This window comes from Pedobacter lusitanus (assembly GCF_040026395.1).
GTDB lineage: Bacteria > Bacteroidota > Bacteroidia > Sphingobacteriales > Sphingobacteriaceae > Pedobacter > Pedobacter lusitanus.
This window is the reverse complement of record NZ_CP157278.1, coordinates 1,205,548-1,224,961: the sequence shown is the minus strand read 5'-3', so window position 1 is coordinate 1,224,961 and position 19,414 is coordinate 1,205,548. Positions and strand designations below refer to the sequence as shown.

General features: G+C 38.8%; 16 protein-coding genes. 9 read left to right on the top strand and 7 right to left on the bottom strand.

From position 1 onward, the window contains the following. The first annotated feature begins 153 nt into the window (after window positions 1-153). On the top strand, window positions 154-927 hold the full coding sequence (locus tag PL_RS05255; protein WP_041880137.1) for a DUF1223 domain-containing protein: 774 nt from the start codon (window positions 154-156) through the stop codon (window positions 925-927). Between the two features lie 139 nt (window positions 928-1,066). Here the strand turns inward: PL_RS05255 and PL_RS05250 are convergent, their stop codons facing one another. From PL_RS05250 to PL_RS05240, 3 genes are all read right to left on the bottom strand, one after another. Continuing rightward, entirely contained in the window at window positions 1,067-2,278 is a 1,212-nt protein-coding gene (locus PL_RS05250; RefSeq protein WP_041880779.1) for an NAD(P)/FAD-dependent oxidoreductase, read from the bottom strand. A gap of 4 nt (window positions 2,279-2,282) precedes the next feature. Continuing rightward, window positions 2,283-2,918 (bottom strand): FMN-dependent NADH-azoreductase, encoded by a 636-nt coding sequence (locus PL_RS05245; RefSeq protein ID WP_041880782.1) that lies wholly within the window; start codon window positions 2,916-2,918, stop codon window positions 2,283-2,285. Window positions 2,919-3,017: 99 nt separating this feature from the next. After that, window positions 3,018-3,686 (bottom strand): nuclear transport factor 2 family protein, encoded by a 669-nt coding sequence (locus tag PL_RS05240; RefSeq protein WP_052496197.1) that lies wholly within the window; start codon window positions 3,684-3,686, stop codon window positions 3,018-3,020. 164 nt (window positions 3,687-3,850) lie between these two features. On the opposite strand from PL_RS05240, the gene PL_RS05235 reads away from it, so the two are divergent. After that, window positions 3,851-5,320, top strand: coding sequence for a PLP-dependent aminotransferase family protein (locus tag PL_RS05235; protein WP_041880784.1), 1,470 nt, complete (start codon window positions 3,851-3,853; stop codon window positions 5,318-5,320). Here PL_RS05235 and PL_RS05230 read toward each other — a convergent pair. Further along, window positions 5,317-5,892, bottom strand: a complete 576-nt coding sequence (locus PL_RS05230; RefSeq protein WP_041880787.1) for a helix-turn-helix domain-containing protein — start codon at window positions 5,890-5,892, stop codon at window positions 5,317-5,319. The genes PL_RS05235 and PL_RS05230 overlap by 4 nt on opposite strands. Before the next feature lie 327 nt (window positions 5,893-6,219). On the opposite strand from PL_RS05230, the gene PL_RS05225 reads away from it, so the two are divergent. Genes PL_RS05225 through PL_RS05215 form a run of 3 tightly spaced genes read left to right on the top strand, consistent with a single transcriptional unit; the run spans window position 6,220 to window position 12,085 of the window. Then, on the top strand, window positions 6,220-7,506 hold the full coding sequence (locus PL_RS05225) for a TlpA family protein disulfide reductase (RefSeq protein WP_041880790.1): 1,287 nt from the start codon (window positions 6,220-6,222) through the stop codon (window positions 7,504-7,506). A 7-nt stretch (window positions 7,507-7,513) separates the two neighbouring features. Then, window positions 7,514-10,708 (top strand): SusC/RagA family TonB-linked outer membrane protein, encoded by a 3,195-nt coding sequence (locus PL_RS05220; RefSeq protein WP_041880793.1) that lies wholly within the window; start codon window positions 7,514-7,516, stop codon window positions 10,706-10,708. Window positions 10,709-10,714: 6 nt separating this feature from the next. Next, the gene (locus tag PL_RS05215) at window positions 10,715-12,085 is read left to right on the top strand and encodes a RagB/SusD family nutrient uptake outer membrane protein (RefSeq protein WP_041880795.1); all 1,371 of its coding nucleotides are present in this window, start codon (window positions 10,715-10,717) and stop codon (window positions 12,083-12,085) included. Between the two features lie 47 nt (window positions 12,086-12,132). Here PL_RS05215 and PL_RS05210 read toward each other — a convergent pair whose 3' ends face one another. The 3 genes from PL_RS05210 to PL_RS05200 all read right to left on the bottom strand — a co-directional run bounded on the left by PL_RS05210 (window position 12,133) and on the right by PL_RS05200 (window position 13,774). Next, window positions 12,133-12,465 (bottom strand): hypothetical protein, encoded by a 333-nt coding sequence (locus PL_RS05210; protein WP_041880798.1) that lies wholly within the window; start codon window positions 12,463-12,465, stop codon window positions 12,133-12,135. Window positions 12,466-12,599: 134 nt separating this feature from the next. After that, window positions 12,600-13,061 (bottom strand): MauE/DoxX family redox-associated membrane protein, encoded by a 462-nt coding sequence (locus PL_RS05205; RefSeq protein ID WP_052496198.1) that lies wholly within the window; start codon window positions 13,059-13,061, stop codon window positions 12,600-12,602. Window positions 13,062-13,189: 128 nt separating this feature from the next. Next, on the bottom strand, window positions 13,190-13,774 hold the full coding sequence (locus PL_RS05200) for a Crp/Fnr family transcriptional regulator (RefSeq protein WP_082035879.1): 585 nt from the start codon (window positions 13,772-13,774) through the stop codon (window positions 13,190-13,192). Between the two features lie 470 nt (window positions 13,775-14,244). Between PL_RS05200 and PL_RS05195 the strand changes: the two genes are divergently transcribed. The 4 genes from PL_RS05195 to PL_RS05180 all read left to right on the top strand — a co-directional run bounded on the left by PL_RS05195 (window position 14,245) and on the right by PL_RS05180 (window position 19,353). Beyond that, window positions 14,245-15,549: an McrB family protein gene (locus PL_RS05195; RefSeq protein WP_052496199.1), complete on the top strand. Its 1,305-nt coding sequence runs from the start codon at window positions 14,245-14,247 to the stop codon at window positions 15,547-15,549. Next, complete coding sequence (locus tag PL_RS05190; RefSeq protein WP_041880801.1) at window positions 15,546-16,802, top strand: McrC family protein; 1,257 nt, start codon at window positions 15,546-15,548, stop codon at window positions 16,800-16,802. Before PL_RS05195 ends, PL_RS05190 begins: the two co-directional genes overlap by 4 nt. Window positions 16,803-16,931: 129 nt before the next feature. Beyond that, window positions 16,932-17,327: a DoxX family protein gene (locus PL_RS05185; RefSeq protein ID WP_041880803.1), complete on the top strand. Its 396-nt coding sequence runs from the start codon at window positions 16,932-16,934 to the stop codon at window positions 17,325-17,327. A gap of 427 nt (window positions 17,328-17,754) precedes the next feature. Beyond that, window positions 17,755-19,353: an MBL fold metallo-hydrolase gene (locus tag PL_RS05180; RefSeq protein WP_041880805.1), complete on the top strand. Its 1,599-nt coding sequence runs from the start codon at window positions 17,755-17,757 to the stop codon at window positions 19,351-19,353. The last annotated feature ends 61 nt before the right edge of the window (window positions 19,354-19,414 follow it).

Below are 19,414 nucleotides of genomic sequence, written 5' to 3'. Positions count from 1 at the left end.
GTCTTGAAATATTTTTCAGTTAAATTGCTTTTATATAGGGGGATCTTTAACTCAGGAAAAGCCTGATTCGAGATCAATTATGCCCATTAGAACTGGTTTGATCTGTCTGAAGGGGCTTTTTTGAAATAGTTTTGGGAAACAAATAAAAAAAATATGAAAACGATCAAAATTTCAGGATTTACCATCTGTCTTATGCTTAGTATACTATCTCTCACTGCATGCGGACAGCGTGATAATGCAATTCAAAAAAATGAAGGAAAAGGGTTTGCCGTATTGGAGTTGTTCACTTCAGAAGGTTGTTCAAGCTGTCCGCCTGCAGATGAATTATTGGCTGAGTTACAAAAAGACCAGCAGGGTAAAGAAGTCTATTTACTGGCTTACCATGTTGATTACTGGGACAGACAGGGCTGGAAAGATGTTTTTAGTCAGGCGGATTATTCCAAAAGACAGGTGCAATATGGTCACTGGCTTGATAAACCACAGATTTATACGCCGCAGGTTGTTATAAACGGTAAAGCTGAATTTGTGGGATCTGAAGAATTTGCGATCCGCAATGCCATATCGGCCGGACTGGCCGAAGGCCCGGCTTCGGCATTGAAACTGGAGGCATATCAGGGCAAAGACGGGCTTAATGTACATTATCAGGCAACGGGGAGATTAAAAGGAAGTGTTTTAGCTGTTGCAGTTGTACAGAAAAGTGCGGTAAGTAAAGTAGAAGGTGGTGAAAATGCAGGGCATACCCTCTCGCATGTACAGATTGTGCGTAAACTGCAAACTTATCCGCTAAGCGAAAAAGGGGATGGGGTTGTCACTGTTGCAGTACCAAAAGATCTGCACACGGCTGATTTTGAAATACTGGGGCTGCTCCAGGATAAAAATAAGGGTGAAATACTGGGTGCTGCAAAAGCAGAATGGAGAAAATTGTAAATAAATTTCAGGAGTAGAACAAATTATATGGAGATGCGACGGAGCGCTGTGACGGGATGTATTGTGGTCGGTGTTGGTATAGGGTTGGTATACCCCAGGGGTATACCAACCCTATACCAACACCGACCACTTACACTCCTTAAACTTTTACTGGTCTTTCTGGCGAAGATGCCTTAACGGTTTCTTCTACTTCGCCCGGATAGATAAGTTCCCGGGTGATTCTGGTTTTGATACTTTTGCCTTCTGCTCCCTGATATAACAGCTTCCGTTCCCAGCCTGTGGTAAACAGGCCGTCGTTTTGTCCAAGATCAAGACAGGTCACATAACTTTCATTCATATAAGCTTTAAGCGGTAGCGAAAACAAATCATTAACGGCGTTATGGCCGGCCCATTTTCCTAAATCTATAGAGAACTGACAGGCCATTAAAGAAATATGACCGTCTGTATCTACAGGAACACTGGCGACATCTCCGGCAACAATGACTTCAGGATGTCCGGCTAATTTTAAAAACTGATCAACCATTAATCTGCCCGAGGCATCTCTTTTTCCATTGAGAAAACTGGTTAGTGAACTGGCTACCATACCTGCGCACCAGATTACGGTTTGTGTCTGGATTGCAGTACCATCTTTCAAAATAATCTGATCCTGGTTTATTTCTTTGACGTAAGTTCCCGTCATGGTGGTTATGTTTTTATGCTGCAGCGTGCTGACGATATAAGTCTGTGCATCTTTAGCATACATCCCGGCAATTTCTTTTTCCTTCTCCAGGAGTATCACTTTGAAATCCGCACCAGAGCCGGCATATTTTTTCCGGAGCAGATTTGCTTTTTCTTCAATGGATGTTGCTGCTTCAAGTCCGGTTAAACCGGCGCCCGCGATCACAAAAGTTCTGGCACCATCGCCTGAAAAATCGGCTTTTGCCAGACGGATGAGATGGTCTTCCAGTCTTTGGGCATTCTGGTAAGTATCCAGATTAAAGGTGTATTGAAAACCAGGAATATTCATTCCTTTGAGCTGACTGCCCGAGGCGAGAATTAAATAATCATAACCATACCTGTGCACGCCCTGATCTGTAGAGACCGTAACTATTCTGACTTCAGGATCTATGATTTCGGCTTTGCCTGATACCTGTTTGATTCCCAGAGGGATAAAATATTTGTCTAAGGGAACCCTTAAACCTTCTAACGAAACCTCATATAACCTCGGACGTATGGTCATATAGTTATCCGGATTGATTAATATGATTTCGAGCTCATTTTCCCTATTGATTTCACGACTCTGGCGAACTGCGCTCATGGCACTCCAGAATCCGGCAAAGCCTCCGCCTATGATTACTAATTTCTTTTTCATGATGCTATGGATTGCTGGTTACCTGATCAATTGCTGCATGTACTTCTCTGATTGATTGTTCAAACTGCAATCCGCCAAAAGCTTCTCCGTTTAAAGCTATTTCATGAATATCACTGATCCCCATAATATTAAATACTGTTTTAAGATAGCCGCTCTGAAAATTCATATGTTCATAATATTCTCCTTTGCCATAACCTCCGTTACCTCTGCTCAGTAACAGGTACAGCGATTTATTCTTTAATAACCCGGTATAAGGATTTTCAGGATTTTTACCATTGATCGTAATCGTTTCGTTAACGCGGATCACCTGATCGAGATAAGCTTTAAGCGCACTTGGGATAGACCAGTTGTACATTGGAGTTCCTAAAACTATCACATCTGCATTTTTTAGTTCTGCAATCAGCTGATCACTGAGTTTAAGTGCATCAATTTCTTCGCTGGTGCGTAAATCAGCAGGTTTAAACGCTCCGGCTATCCATAATTCAGATACATGAGGAATCGCCTGCTGACCAACTTCACGATATTGAACCCCGGCAAATGGTCTGTTTTGTTTCCACTGTTTCAAAAACAGCTCTGTCAGGCTTCTGCTATTTGATCTGCTGCCTCTGGGACTCGCATTGATAATTAATAATTTCTTCATTTTATAATGGTGTGTTAAAATTTGTTGTGGTTGTTTTTTCTTGCCGCTTTTGGAATGATAGTTTCGAAATTATCCCAATGCTCAGCAATCTTGTCCCGCTCAATTCTGAACATCATAAAAGGAGGTATGTGCTCCGTGGAAATATCCTTCACTCATGAGTAAGACAAAGTTTCCTTCGCCTAATACCTGATGTACAGTTTGATACTCCATAATTTTTTCTGCACTGACCCATTCACTGATCACTTTTTTTATGGAACCTATTTCATCTGATAACCAGGGGTTATGCTGGATATAAGCATCTCCATCAAAATAGGAGGCCAATTGATCTGCCCGGCCATGTAAAAAAATATCGGTCTGCAGCTGACTGGCCAGAGCTTTATTTTGTTCAGTTTTATGCAGGTCTCTGCTCACTGTTTCTCCGTCAATCATAGAACGTCCGGCCAGATTGAGCGGTTGTTTTTCCTGAATATTATCCCAGTGCTCTACAATTTTATCCTGATCAAATCTGAAAACGTTAAAACTTATCTGAGCCTTTTCCAGTATGGTTTCCACATGGGCAAATACATAATCCCCATCTCTGAAAATCCGTTGAACACAGACCTTTATTCCATCCGGTGAATTCTGTAATTGCCTGGTCATTCCTTCCAGTCCATCTTCTATCTGCAGATTGTGTTGTATGAAACGCGTGGGATGAATCACATTTAAGGCAGTGTAATCTTTTGTCTCCATGCTCATTAATAAGTCGTATACCTGTTGTTTTTTGATCATCCATGGTTATATTTTGCTGATATTCAATTGTTTGTTTGCTGTTTTTGTCTTTATTGAGTGCAAAATTACTGCAGGGTGGTTATTCTCAGGGGGGCCAGTTTTGTCTAATTGAATGGACCAGATAAATGTGATGTTTAGATGATAAAATCTTAATTTAGCGACCTATGCTTCCATTCAAAAATTTATTACTGATTGATAAGAACAGTTCAACTGCAGTATTCAGACAGATCGCCTCACAATTAGTATTATTGATACAAAAGGGAATTTTACTACCCGAAATGGAGTTGCCCAGTACCCGTTCTCTTGCAGCTGATCTGGGGCTTCACCGCAAAACGGTAATGGCAGCTTATAATGATCTGATTGCAGAAGACTGGGTAGAAAGTGAGCAAAGAAAGGGGTACCGGATTTCTGCACTTCTGCCGATTATTAAACCAAGATCTTACACGAATAATAATTCTCTGACAGGTTATCAGGGCAGTGCTGATTTTTTATTTGACAGGCTTGATCACATCCCGTCATTGCCTGTGATTTCTCCTGGTTTTAAACTGATCGTGAATGATGGTTTTCCGGAAACAGCTATCTTTCCGATTGAAAAAGTTTTAAAGGAATACCGAAAATTACTTGGGCACAATGTGCTTAAAAAATCTGCAGCGAGCTGGGATGTAGGAGGGAGTGCTTCTTTTAAAGAAGCCCTGCATTCTTTTCTGAACGAAACCAGGGGACTGAATATCAGACCGGAGAATTTAATGATCACCAGGGGGGCACAGATGGCTATTTATATTGCTGCCGCACTGATCCTTAAACCTGGTGATCAGGTGTTGGTCAGTGATCCGGGTTATGCGATAGCTGATGCTGCTTTCAGGCAGCTGGGTGCAGAATTGATTCGTGTTCCGGTAGATAATGATGGTATGGATATAGCTGCAGTAGAAACTGTACTGAAGACTAAAAAGATAAAACTTTTATATATTATTCCTCATCATCATCACCCGACTACAGTGACTTTAAGTTCAGCAAGAAGGACAAAATTACTGGAACTGATCAGAACTTATCAGCTGGCAGTAATAGAAGATGACTATGATTATGACTTTCAATACCAGTATAGCCCATATTTGCCTCTGGCAAGTGGTGAACATGATGGAAATGTAATTTACATAGGTTCATTAACTAAAGTTCTTGGCGCTCCTTTCAGACTGGGGTATATGATTTCAACTGCTGATTTTTTATACAGTGCCGTCAAATTGAAATCATTGATTGATTTAAGAACTGATGTGTTAATGGAAGGAGCAATAGGTGCGATGATCAGCAGCGGCGAATTTTCCAGACATATCAAAAAAGCGAATAAGTTATATGGAGCCCGTTGTGATTACGGTGTCGGTTTAATCAGCAGTGAGTTAAGTAACTGTATTGATTTAACTAAACCGCAGGGAGGAATGGCACTCTGGCTGAGATTTAAAGAAGATTTTCCTGTGGCTAAAATAATCAGTAAGGCTTCTGAGATGGGGTTAAGGCTTACAGGCAGCGCCTGGCATAAGGGGAATAGTTTAAAACATAACGGGCTGAGATTTGGGTTTGCTTCTCTCAGTGAAACAGATATTGAATTTGCTGTAGCGGTTTTAAAAAAGATAACTGCTTAGCAATCAGATTGGAGTTGGTCTTTTTTGGACTTGCGGTGGTACAGATAGATGCTTTTGTTTCCAGTCTTGTCCTCTTTGGACAGTACACCGGAGTCTGCCAGACGGTTGAGTTGTCTGGAAAGCTCTTTACTGGTAAAACCCCGTTTATATTCTTTTTTGATATAATCCTGAACATCATTGACTTCTCTTTTCTCTTCAAAAAAGGAGGATGGGATCAGTTCGGTTTTCAGGAAATACGCTACACTTTTTTCTGCCTGACGGGCAATGAAAAACTGGGTGTTGTTGACATTATCACTGTAAAACTTTCTGATCGTTTCTATATGCTCCCATTTTTTTAGTTTAATGAGTTTGGGTGAAAAAATCACACTGAGTTCCAGTTCAAAGAAATCGGCAATTTTACCGGCAGTTTTACTGGAAATAGAGGCTTTGCCGTTTTTAATTGTGCGGAGGTGATTTACAGAAAGATCTGTTGCACTGGCTAATCCGGCAATACTGATGCCTGTCTGGCTAAGCAGTGATGTAATCTGTCTGCCAACCAGTTCTGCTCTGAGTTGTTCATTCTCTTCCATCATAATTCAAAAAGAGAGATAAATCTGTCCTCATGATTAATGAAATAGTTGTTATTTTGAATTCAGATTAGTATCTTTATACTTTATTTATCTCATACGTTGTTTTCTTTATTCTATGTATGTGGAAACGAGCATGTTTCCTATAATGTTGAATTTTGAACAGAAGACATCAGGCTTATTTTCTTATTCTTCCCGGACGGCTGTAGCCGTCATGTATTGCTCAATACAAAAATCCTAAATCCGTTTACCTGACACATTTTTGGAGTAAGGGTCAATCATTTTGTAAGCATCTGCATTGACTAAATTTTTAATAATAACTAACCGATAAACATGAAAAAAACGATCTCAATAATCGCTATGGCTTCGCTTTGCCTTTTTTTTAATGCGATTGCTCAGTCTCAACCACCAGGTAACCCGGTTAAACCGGTCAGCATCGGGGAAACCATTCCTGATGTCGCGGTAACCAATATTTATAACTATAAAACCACTAAAGCCAGTTTTTCAGATTTCAAAGCCCCGCTGATTATTCTTGATTTCTGGACTACCTGGTGTACATCCTGTCTTGCTGATTTTCCAAAAGCAGAAGCATTGCAAAAACAGTATGGAAAAAAAATACAGCTGCTTAAAATTACCCATCAGCCAAAAACTCTCGTCCTTCCTTTTCTTGAGAAATTCAACAAAGGCAAATCTTCTGTTATTCCGGTAATTACCGATGACAAGGTGTTTAATGATTTATTTCCGCATATCTATATTCCTCATTATGTATGGCTGGATCAAAGCGGTAAAGTGGTTGCAGTTACTTCCGGTGAGCAGCTCACTGCAGAAAATATAGACCGGTTTTTAAGTACGGCCAATATTGGGAACATGCCCGTAAAATTTGATATGGATACGTCGAAACCTTTATTTGTGACCAATGAGCTGTTAAAAAATAACCCGCTGCAGCATTATTCAGTATTTTTTAAGTATAGATATTACGGATTGGGTTGTGGTATTGAGGAAATAATGAATGATGCAGGGATAAAAACAGGTTTGTCGATGACGAATCTGACACTGGAAGATTTATATGGTATTGTCGTTAGTAGGTTGTTCGCTCAAAGAGGAATCATTAACGCCGATAGCAGAAGGATTATCCGGTTAAAAGATCCTTCCAGGATTATTGGATTGCGATTGGAAAACAGAAATCTTTACACTTATGCCTGTAATTCTCCTGAGCTTAAAAATACCTCTCTGTATGAATATGTCCTTGAAGATTTAAACCGCTACACAGATTATATCGGGAGTATAGAGAAAACAAAAGTTAAGTGTTTGGTGCTGAAACGTAATGGTGTGGCAGATCTGATAAAAACCAAAGGTGGACCTACTCAGCGTACACTTTTTCGGGGAACGGATTCAAAATTGATTAATGCTTCTGTTAAAGTTATGATGGTTAGTATGATGGAACTGCCTTTCATCAAAATGCCTTTGGTAGATGAGACAGGTTATACTTCGAAGATAGATATTTCATTGAAAGCCTGGACCGATCTGCCGGTTTTGCAGAAAGAGCTTAAGGCTTATGGTCTGGAGTTGCAGGAAAAGGAAAGAGAACTGGACATGTTCATTTTAAGGGATAAAAATTAAAGCGTTTATGAGGAATCTGATCATCATATTATTGCTGCTGGTTTATACGCTTAAAGCTAAAGGACAGCAAAAAATAACAGGCAGGGTTGTCTCTGTATTGAGTTCAAAACCCATAAAAGGAGCAACCATCCGGGTAACAGGGACAAAAATCGTGGATCATACCAATGATCATGGTTTGTTTGTACTCCGGTTAAATCCTGGTGTGGATACAATTGAATGTTCATCTGTAGGTTATCAAAAGAAAAAAGTAAGGATACAGCCAGGGTTGTCTATGCTGATAGAACTGAAACCGGAGGAACAGGTTCTGGATGAAGTCAGTATCGTTTCTTCCGGCTATCAGAAACTGTCAAAAGAAAGAGCCACAGGTTCTTTTAGTTTCATCGGTCAGAAAACCCTGGATAAGCAGGTAGGTACAACTGTGTTAAGCCGGTTGGAGGCTGTGGCAGGTGGGGTGTTTGCAAACCGAGGTACAATGACAGGCCAGGGCAAATTGGTAGTGCGGGGTCCGGGTACGATCAGAGGACCGGGAGGAGCCCTGATTATCCTGGATAATTTTCCATATGAAGGAAGTCTGGACAATCTTAATCCCAATGATGTAGAAAATATTACGGTATTAAAGGATGCGGCGGCTACTTCTATCTGGGGGGCCAGAGCGGGGAATGGAGTAATTGTAATCACGACAAAAAAAGGTAAGTTTCAGCAGCCCGTTACTATGGACTTTAATGTCAATACTACAATAATAACCAAACCTGATCTGAATTATCTCAGACAAACCTCTTCTGCTGATTTTATAGAACTGGAAGAGTTCCTGTACGCCAAAGGAAAATATACGGCTGATATCAATTCTGTAACTAAAAGAGGGCTTACGCCAATTGTCGAAATGCTGATCAGTAAAGACAAAGGAGAACTGTCTGCAGAGGCCTATAATCTCGCAAAAGCTGAGTTGAGCAAAATTGATATCCGGGATCAGTATAGTAAATATATTTATCAGCAGGGCTTGAATCAGCAATATGCGCTGAGTTTAAAAGGTGGGTCAGCTGATCATGCCTGGATTTTATCAGCTGCTTATGATCGTAATTCATCCACCAGGGATGAAAAATATAACAGGTTTAATATGCGGCTGCAGCAAACGCTTCGTCCTGTTAAGAATTTAGAATTAACAGCTGCAGTATTATATACGCAGAGTAAAAACAGTTCTGGTAGACCGGTGTATGGGGGGATCAGGTCTGGTGCGGGCCTGTACCCTTATGCGCGTTTTGCTGATGAGCAGGGTAATCCGGTAGCTATCGTGAAGGATCGTCGTTTTGGATATCTGGATACTGCCGGCAGGGGGAGATTACTGGACTGGAAATATTATCCGCTGGAGGATTATAAGCATGTAACCGACGAGTTATCTGTAAGTGATCTGCTGATCAGTACAGGGGCTAGTTACAGGTTGATGAAAGGACTATCTGCTGAGATCAGGTATCAGTTTGAAAGACAGCAGACGGGAACCAGAAATCTAAGTGATAAGGATAGTTACTTTGCAAGAAATCTCATCAATTCCTTTACACAGCTGCCTGCCGGTAAAGAAATAATTTATAAGGTTCCCAAAGGAGGGGTACTGGATTTATCCGGCGCTATCCTGGAATCGCATAACCTGAGAGGACAACTGAATTACAGCAGGGACTGGGGTAAACATGAATTGACTATGATACTGGGTGGTGAACGCAGGGATTCAAGAACACGCGCCAATCAAAGCCGGTTTTACGGTTATGATGATCAGTTAATGAATTATGGAAATGTAGATTACCTGACAGCTTTTCCTGATTTCACAACAGGTGAATTAAATTATATCCAGGATATCGGAAGTCTGGATGAAAATGTAAACCGGTTTGTTTCGGCCTATGCAAATGGTTCTTATACTTATAATGGGAAATATACCTTATCAGCAAGTGCCAGAAGTGACGCTTCCAATCTTTTTGGGCTGAAAACAAATGATAAATGGAATCCATTATGGTCTGCCGGATTATCCTGGCTGTTAAGTAAGGAGGGATTTTATCCGCTAACCGCGTTGCCTTATTTAAGGCTGAGGACAACTTATGGGACCAGTGGAAATGTAGACCCGTCAATGACAGCTGTAACCACTATGGCTTACCTGGGAAATTCGGCCTATACGCCATCGCCAATGGCACAGTTTCGTAATTATTATAATCCTGAACTGACCTGGGAACGTTCTGCGATGTTTAACCTGGGGCTTGATTTCAGGTTTAAGGGAAACAGAGTCTTTGGTAGTATCGAATACTTCAGTAAACGGGGGACCAATCTTTTTGGTAATAAGCTGATTGATTATACCGGTGGCGTAGGGTCTGTGATTTTGAAAAATGCAGCAGATACTAAAGGGTATGGTATGGATATGGAATTGAACAGTTTAAATATAATGACCGGTGGTTTTAGCTGGAACAGCAGACTAAATGCAAGTTTTTACAGGGATCAGGTCATTAATTATTATTTACCAGATCAGCAGGCCCGTGAATATGTCAATCAGATTCCTGCGATATCAGGTGTGGCAGGCAAACCGGTCAATTCCATATTTTCTTACCGGTGGGCTGGTCTTGATCCGGCCAATGGAAACCCGAGAGGTTATGTGAAAGGTGTTGTCAGTAGTGATTACAACGAATTGACCGGAGCGAATACTAAAATTGAGGAGCTGAATTATCATGGTTCTGCAATCCCCGTTTTTTATGGTTCATTAGGTAATACTTTCTCTTATAAGGGAATTAGTCTGGAGGTGAATTTTACCTATAAACTGGGGCATTATTTCAGGAAATCCTCGGTTAGTTACGGAGACTTGATTAATGGACGGAGCGGACATAGCGATTATGGCCTGAGATGGCAGCATCCAGGGGATGAGCTGCGTACTCATGTGCCTTCTCTGGTTTATCCGAATAATAGCCTCAGAGATAATTTCTATGCGGGTTCTGAAGTGCTGGTGGAGAAGGCAGATCATATTCGTTTACAGTACATTAACCTCTCTTACGACCTGAACCGGGAGAAGATGAGATTTCTGCCTTTTAAAAATATGTCTGTTTATGTCAATGCAGCTAACCTGGGGTTGATCTGGGCAGCTAATAAAGATGGTCTTGATCCTGATTATCAATGGCCAAATCTGTTAAAGCCTTCAAAAACTTTTTCTCTTGGTATACGGGCCAATTTAAATTAACTGAAAATGATGAGATTATATAAAAATGTAGCAGTCATACTGATGGTTGGCTGCTGCGCAGGATTCCTGGGTTGTGAAAAATTTCTTGATGAAAAGACAAACCGGAAACTGGCAGTACCGGCAACTCTACAGGATTTTCAGGCTCTGCTTGATCATACTGATATGAATGTCAGTGCTCCCAGTGCTGGTGAAATCAGTTCGGATGCTTATTATCTGACCGATAAAAAATGGGCAGGACTGGAAAGTGAAAATCAGCGCAGAATGTATATCTGGGAAAAGGAAAATCTGTTTAATACCGGTTATAATGACTGGAATGATACCTATAAAGCAATTTATACCTGTAATACGGTTTTGTCCGGAATACCACAGGTTAAAAGGACAGCGGTAAATGCTGCAGAATGGGACAATGTAAAAGGGCAGGCACTTTACTGCAGGGGAAATAACTATCTGGATGCTGTAATTGTCTGGAGCTTGGCTTATGATCAGACAACGGCGTCCATTGATTTAGGTTTACCCTTACGCCTGAACACAGATTTCAATGAAGTTTCGGTCAGGTCAAGTGTCCGGCAGACTTACGAACAGATTATTCAGGATATCAAAGGTTCCATTCATTTACTGCCCCTGGTTCCTTTGTCTAAATTCAGGCCTTCAAGAGCCGCTGCTTATGGATTATTAGCCAGAACCTATCTGTCCATGCGGGATTATGAAAATGCGGGTCAGTATGCAGATTCCTGTTTGGCTTTAAATGAAAATTTACTCGATTATAACACTTTAAAGTTTACAGGGAATTATCCGATTGTAGCTGCAAATAATACAGAGGCCTTATATTTCAGATTTATGAGTTTCTCGAATATTATTTATAATAATCTGCCAATTGTAACTCCTGAAATTTACAATTCTTATGCTCCGGATGATTTAAGAAAACAGGCTTTTTTTAAAAAGAACACGGATAATACTTTTTGGTTCAGGGGGAGTTATGGTGGTAATTATGGCCTGTTTTGTGGAATAGCGACCAATGAGATTTTTTTAATCAAATCGGAGTGTCTGGCTAGGATGGGCAAGGTAACTGAAAGTATGAATATACTCAACAAACTATTGGTCAAACGCTGGAGTAATAAGGCAACTTATATGCCCTATACGGCTTCAGGTACTGATGATGCACTGAAAGTTGTACTTGCAGAACGCAGAAAGGAATTAGTGATGAATAGCCTTCGGTGGATGGATATCAAGCGGCTGAATAAAGAAGGAGCAAGTATTAAACTAACCAGAAATCTGAATGGTAAAGTGTATGAGCTTGCGGCCAATGATCTGAGATTTGCATTACCCATTCCAGAAGATGTCATTGCTTTATCAGGAATGATACAGAATAGAAGATAGGTCTGATAATTTCATGGATAGCCCAAAAGCTATCCATGAAATTATATTTAAGGAGCAAAGACTCTCCTTGATTTAGAATCCTTAATGATCTGCTGTGGAGTATGATGATCCAGATAGTCTTCAAGAGTTTCACCTGCAGGGATTACGAGCTCACAAGGGGTGTTTGTTACGAGCTCGCACCTAAATCTATCCAGATCTAATTGCGTATCCCAGGCTCCTGGCGTTTTGATCATACTGTTATCATCCCCATTGAAGAAATAGGAAGTAGCAAAGCGATCAGGATGGACATTTTTAAAAGCACTTTGAGTGAAAATCAATCCTCCTGCCAGTAATATGGCAATTAATCCAACTGTATTTACATTTTTCAAGAATTTTTTCATGACTATAGATATTAGAACAGTGCATTTGTAATGCACCGACTGATTACCATCCGGAAACCTTGAAGCCCTTTCCATCCGGCTAATTGTGGACTGTATTTATCCCAGCTGAGCTTATGGCTGTATCTGATATTTCTTCAATTTTTGATCGGACCCCTTTCTTTATTTCGTTTAAATAATAATTGATCCGGGCAATATCTTTCTATGAAAATACCTGCCCCGGTTACTATAAGAAAAAAGAGATTGAAAATGAGGTGAGTTTGGTAACTCATATGTTTAAGTATCCCACCGCAACTACAGGGAATTCTTCCAAATGTACCAGTCATCGTGATCGCGATATAAATAGTAAATGCGGAAAGCAAAATCAGACTGGCATAAAAACCCTTTAATCTTAGCGGTTGATAAAGGAGTAAGCCCACTACAAACAGTTCTGTCAATGGAACCGCCCAGACCAAAACCAGTGCAATGGCTACAGGAAATACCTGGTTTATCATTTCTGATTTGCTTTGTGTCAATTCAATAAGTTTACTTATCGCAGTGTAAAAAAATAAAAGAGCTATTACAGCTGATATGATCCTTAATACATTTTCTCTTCTCATTTTAATCTTTTAGTTAATGTAACCAGGATTAAATGTCAGGAAGATCAGAAGATATTACAGTCGTTTTTGGTTAAGTTCGTACCTGTCAATTGTTAGATTCGAACTGATTATTTAATAGACCCTTCGGGTCAGTTTTCCCTTCTGAGCCTGGATAGGGAGTTAGGATTTATTCCTAAAAAGTAAGCAATATCCTTTTGTTTGGCATTGTTAAACAACGCCGGGTGTGCATTAAACAATTCCAGATACTTGTCTTTACCGCTTAAATGTAATTTATTGGTATTGTACTCCTGTCTCAATGATTCATAGTGATCTCTGATTTTTCCAAACAGGAATGCCGTTTCCTTTTCCAAACGCAGATAATCTTCAATTTCCAGATAAATCAGATGCGTATCTTCTAAAAGTTCAATAGTAGAAGTTGAAGGATTCTGGCTGAAAAAACCAGGTATGGTATACAGCAAATCTCCATTAAACCAGAACCATACAGTTTGCTCCTGAAGACCGGGGTGCTGATCTTCTTTATATTCTCTTGCTGATCCTTCAACGATAAACCAAAGTCTTTTTTGGATTTCTCTCTGGTATAAAATCCTGGTGCCTTTTTTAAGGTGCTCTTCAAATACCATATCCATCAGCGTCTTTTTGAAAAGAAGAGAGAGCGGCATGAGTTTTTCCAAGACCAATATCAGTTGTTGAAATATTTGATGATTAATAGCCATTATTTTTCTTTTTGCACAATGAGGTTTACCATGATTCAGTAGTCTGACTATGAAAGAATGGGAGATTATAACTTCAGAAGATTAAATACAATATAACTAATTTATTAATGAGTTTAATATTTGTTTTATTTGGTTTAATTTTTAATTTATTATGAAACAATAGTTGTGCTGATTTGAGCTTTGAAAGAAATGCTGGAATCCGGATGATTAGCCTATATTTTAGTAAAACCTTTTTGTGTTAACTTATTCGATTGAAAATTATAATTATTATTTGCTCTATTTGTAAAAATTTTGTAAATTGTAATTATTATTTAATATTTAAATTCTGCTCTTATCAATGTAAATGTGTAATGATTCCAAATAATGATACAAGTGACCATCTTCTCCGGGAAATCTTTATTACGTGTAATTCTACCAGGAGACTGTCTCTTGTAAAAAAAATCAATCAAGAAATACAGCCAGTATATCATATGGACAGTAATTTAAACCAAATCCTTTATGGGCCACCGGGAACCGGGAAAACATATGAGACAATTAACAGGGCTATAGAAATTATAAATCCTGATTTTTATCATCAGCTGATCAGCAGTGGAAAAACTGAAAAGGAAAAGAGAAGGGAACTGACAGTGGAATTTAGAAAATTACTGATCAAAAACTGGGATACTGATATTGATGGACAGATTGTTTTTACAACTTTTCATCAGAGCATGTCTTATGAGGATTTTGTAGAGGGAATAAAGCCGGAAACAATTGATCAGCAGGTTATTTATAAAGTTGAAGATGGTATTTTTAAAAGACTTTGTGCCAAAGCCGGAGAAAGAAGGGCACTGACCAAATTTGATGAATCTTATACCAAATTTGTGGAAGAAGTGGAAAGTAAGGGCTCAATTGAACTGGTGACTCCAGTTTACAAGAAGAAATTTAATGTTAGAATCAATACGAATGAGACATCTGTTGCTACTCCTCAGATAGAAAATGCCAATGATATGGGAGTTACCAAAGAGATGGTCAAAAAATATATCATTGATAATGAAATCATAGACTGGAAATCTTATACCATTCCAATTGGAGAATATATCAAGATGAATTATGATGTCGGAGAGAAAGTTATTGATAATTCGAAAAAGAAGTTTGTCCTGATCATTGATGAAATAAACAGGGGTAATGTCTCGTCAATTTTCGGTGAATTGATTACCCTGATTGAAAAAAGTAAACGTAATGGTAATGCAGAAGCTCTGGAAGTTGTATTGCCCTATTCTAAAAAGACATTTTTCGTTCCTGATAATGTATATATCATCGGTACGATGAATACTGCAGACAGATCTGTTGAAGCACTGGATACAGCACTTCGCCGCCGTTTTATCTTTTCAGAAATGATGCCGGATTCGGATCTGCTGGCCGGCAGGGTTGTTAAACTGAATAATGGCAGTATAAATTTAAAAGAACTGCTTGATATAATTAACAGGCGTTTAATTATGTTGCTGGATAAAGATCATCAGATAGGACATACCTACTTTATGGAGATCAAAACCTTCGGAGAGCTCGTTCAGACATTTGAAAATTCAATTATTCCATTGCTGCAGGAATATTTTTATGGAGATTTCGGTAAGATCGGATTGGTATTAGGCAATTCTTTTGTAGAAAGATTTAATCATAATCATACAGGCTTTGCAAGTTTTAAAGAATATGACCCTTCTGAAATTGACTCCTTTATTGACCGTTATACTTATGTGATCAGACCAAAAGAGCGGTGGGACTTTAAATCAATAGTATGATTAGAAAGATTCAGGTTTTTGAGCATGATATGCTGGATAAGTATGCTCTTTGCAATGACGGCACAAGGCTTGGACCAGAAATTATTGATGGTTTATGGAAGTATAATGATAACCATCAGCAAAAGTATTTTGTCGGAGTCAGGAATGGCGTGAAATTTAAAAACTATGTTGGAGTTATTCAGCTATCCAATACGGTTATTGAGATATTACCTAAAGCAGATAAAGATAAATCAGCTGATTTTGGTCAGTGGCAGGGAGTACTGTTGCAGATGCTTAAGATTTGTAAAAGACTGAAGATTGATAGCCTGACAACTGCTGATTTAAACCGCAAACAGCATTCATTACTGGATTTATATTTTGAGTCGTATCTGGATCAGCTGGATTTTCTGCTGCACAGCGGATTATTCAAAAAATACGGACAAACAGAAGGTAATGTTTCGGCCTTGAAGGGAGGGCTGGTATTCACAAAAAATATTCAGCATAATTTAGTCCATAAAGAACGTTTTTATACCCGGCATCAGCAGTATACTTATGATCATTTAGTCCATCAGATACTTTTGAAGGCTTTACTGATACTTAAAAATATCAATGTAAGAGCTACACTGACAGACCGGATAAACCGTATCCTGTTTGCACTCCCGGAAATCAGGGAGATCAAAATCGGGGCGGAACATTTTAATAGAATAAAGTGGGACAGAAAAACTAATCCATACAAAGAAGCTATCAGCATTGCAAAGCTGATTATCCTGAATTATTCTCCTGATATTCATGGAGGGAATGAAAATCTGATTGCGATTCTTTTTGATATGAACAAACTTTGGGAAGAGTTTGTTACGGTTTGTTTAGATAAGTGTCTTACGGGGCGTTATCTGGTGAAACGTCAAAACAAGCAGGTCTTCTGGAATAACAAGACTATCCGTCCTGATATTTATTTTGAAAAGGAGCATTCCAATACACAGGATATTCCAGAGAGATTCATCATAGATACCAAGTGGAAAATTATAGAAGACAATCAGCCCTCTGATGAGGATCTGAAACAAATGTTCGCCTACAATGCGCATTGGAAAAGTAAGCATAGTTTATTGTTATATCCGACTAGTTCTGATGATAAAGCGCATATTATAGGGGGTTATGCTTATAAGTTTGGAGAGGATCAGCATCACTGCAGCCTGGGTTTTGTCAACGTGATTGAGAACGGGAAATTAAATACAAACTTCGAGGCTAAGATCCTGACTATGCTGACGACACTTTAAATATCAGAAAATAGAATATTGAAAAACTGGAGAGGATGCTGAAAGAGAAAAGTTCCGGGGCCTGATCTTAAATTATCATCACTTAACCAGGATTGTTTTTGCGTACAGGAAAAAATAATATATTTAAGAATGAATAAAATTAACGCAATAGACCCTCTCTTTTTGATACGTTTAGCTGTCGGAACTATTTTTCTGACTCATAGTTTGCATGGTGTATTTAACCAGACGGTTAATGCCTTTGGCGAATCTTATTTAAATGCTGTTGGATTTGCACCTTTTGGTATAATCATAGCCTGGGCAATGATCTTATTTGAGATCGCCGGATCGGTTTTACTGATCCTGGGCAAATTTCTTCGTTTGATTGTACCTTGTTTTTGTCTGATTCTGATCACTGGTATAGTACTGGTCCATTATCCTGATGGCTGGTTTGTTGTTGGCCCGGGAAGAAATGGGATGGAATTTAGTTTTGTGCTGCTGGTTTCTCTGATCGCAGTATTATTACCTCCAAAAAAAATACGGATATAATTTATCTGCCAGGCCTATTGAATTCATTAGGTTTTTTATAGTCTTTTTTGATTTTCCGCCGCCTTAAAATCTTATGGATTTTAAGGCGGCTTTTTTATAGCCTATTTTTTAATATGAATTAATCATTAATGCAAGATGGTTTTTTCTATTTATTGAGACCGAAATTAATATGGCCTCTGTTTTCATATAGGAGGGTGTGTACCGGGTTTTTTGTAAATAAACTTTAATTATATCTATTATAATTTGTTTTTGTGGTTTTTCGTTCTGAAATTGTATTTATTAATTATTTATTATAAATACCAATAATGTAAATATATCTCTGTTTTATGGTGTTTTAATAGGCTTTGTACCTTATTTTTCGCTTTAAACAGAGTTTTCGCCCTTATTATTTATCTTAAAGTAAAATTAACCTACAATTAATCTATCAATGAAAAACACTGAAGTATACCTGAAGCCCAATGTCGTAATGGAACCATTAGTCGATAAATGGTACGCCTGGAGTCATCTGATCTCTCCCGCAACAGCTGCTATGAACATAGTTGGCAGACACATGACTATTATGGAGTCCTATTTAATGGCGCCAGAGCTCCATGCAGAAGCTGTACTGAATCCGAACTTAAGAGGTGGCCCTTTTATGGACATACCGGTTGAACGGGCAGGAGAAGTAAAAGCTATTTATGATAATACATTGTCAAAACAACAACCTGTTCTGGAATTTTCAAAGGCAGTGAATAAACTGGATAAGCTCTTGAAATCTGATGCTAAAGGATTTGCAATGGAGGAGATGTATGCAAGCGTACCAGAGGAACTTAAGGGGTATGTAGAGTTATATTACGACCGGAATAATAATGGTGGATTCAGATTTTTTGAACCTCTTTTATACGACAGCACTTATTACAATAAAGGCTCCCAGAGTTTAGCCTTATGGATAACCAATAATGATCACAGACCATTTTGTCTGAGTACGCCAAAACTAAATGATGAACATACTTTGCATTTGGATATACCTTTTGATCATCCGGGTATCGACGAACTGGCTAAAATGAAAAGAAATCCCCAGACCATTGAATATATCAGTAAAATTATGGGGATTACCGAAGACCAGTCGGCGCTCTTTGAGACCTTTTTCACCACAGATGTTCCTCCGGTATATGAAAAATATGCAGGTGATAAAATTCGTATGCGATACTTCGGACATGCCTGTATATTAATTGAAACCAAAGATATCAGCATATTGGTCGACCCGCTGATCAGCTATTATGGTTATGATTCGAAAGTCGATCATTTCTCGGATGTGGATCTTCCTGATACAATTGACTATGTGCTGATTACACATAATCATCAGGATCATATTCTGTTTGAGACCTTATTGCCGTTACGTCATAAGATCAAAAATATTATTGTTCCAAGTACCTGCAGCGGAAAACTTCAGGACCCTGACCTGAAGTTGATGTTCAATCATATTGGTTTTGATAATGTAATTTCGATCAGTGAAATGGAATCAGTCAGATTTGCTGATGCAATTATTACAGGAGTACCTTTTACTGGTGAGCACAGCGATCTGAATATCTTAACAAAGTCGTGTTATTTTGTTCAGATAGGTGATTTTAAACTGGCATTTTTTGCGGATTCAAGAATAATGGAGCCTGAAATATATGCGCATATTCAAAGAAGACTGGGAGATATAGATGTTATTTTTCTGGGAATGGAATGTGATGGAGCACCCTTATCCTGGTTATACGGACAATTACTCCCTCAAAAGTTACCAAGAGATCAGGATAACAGCAGAAGATTATCAGGGTCAGATTGTAAAAAAGGGATGTCCCTGGTTAATATCTTCAATCCGAAAGAGGTTTATGTGTATGCAATGGGACAGGAGCCCTGGGTCGAATTTATCAGCAGTATTAAATATACTGACGAGTCTAATCCTATTGTTCAGTCAAATAAGTTAATTGAAGAGTGCAGGGGAAGAGGAATAGTGGCTGAACGATTATTTGGAGAAAGAGAAATTCTGTACAACAAATAATTGATTAACTAATCTAAACAAATCATCTTTTAAAATTCTCACCTATATCCCCATTGAAATA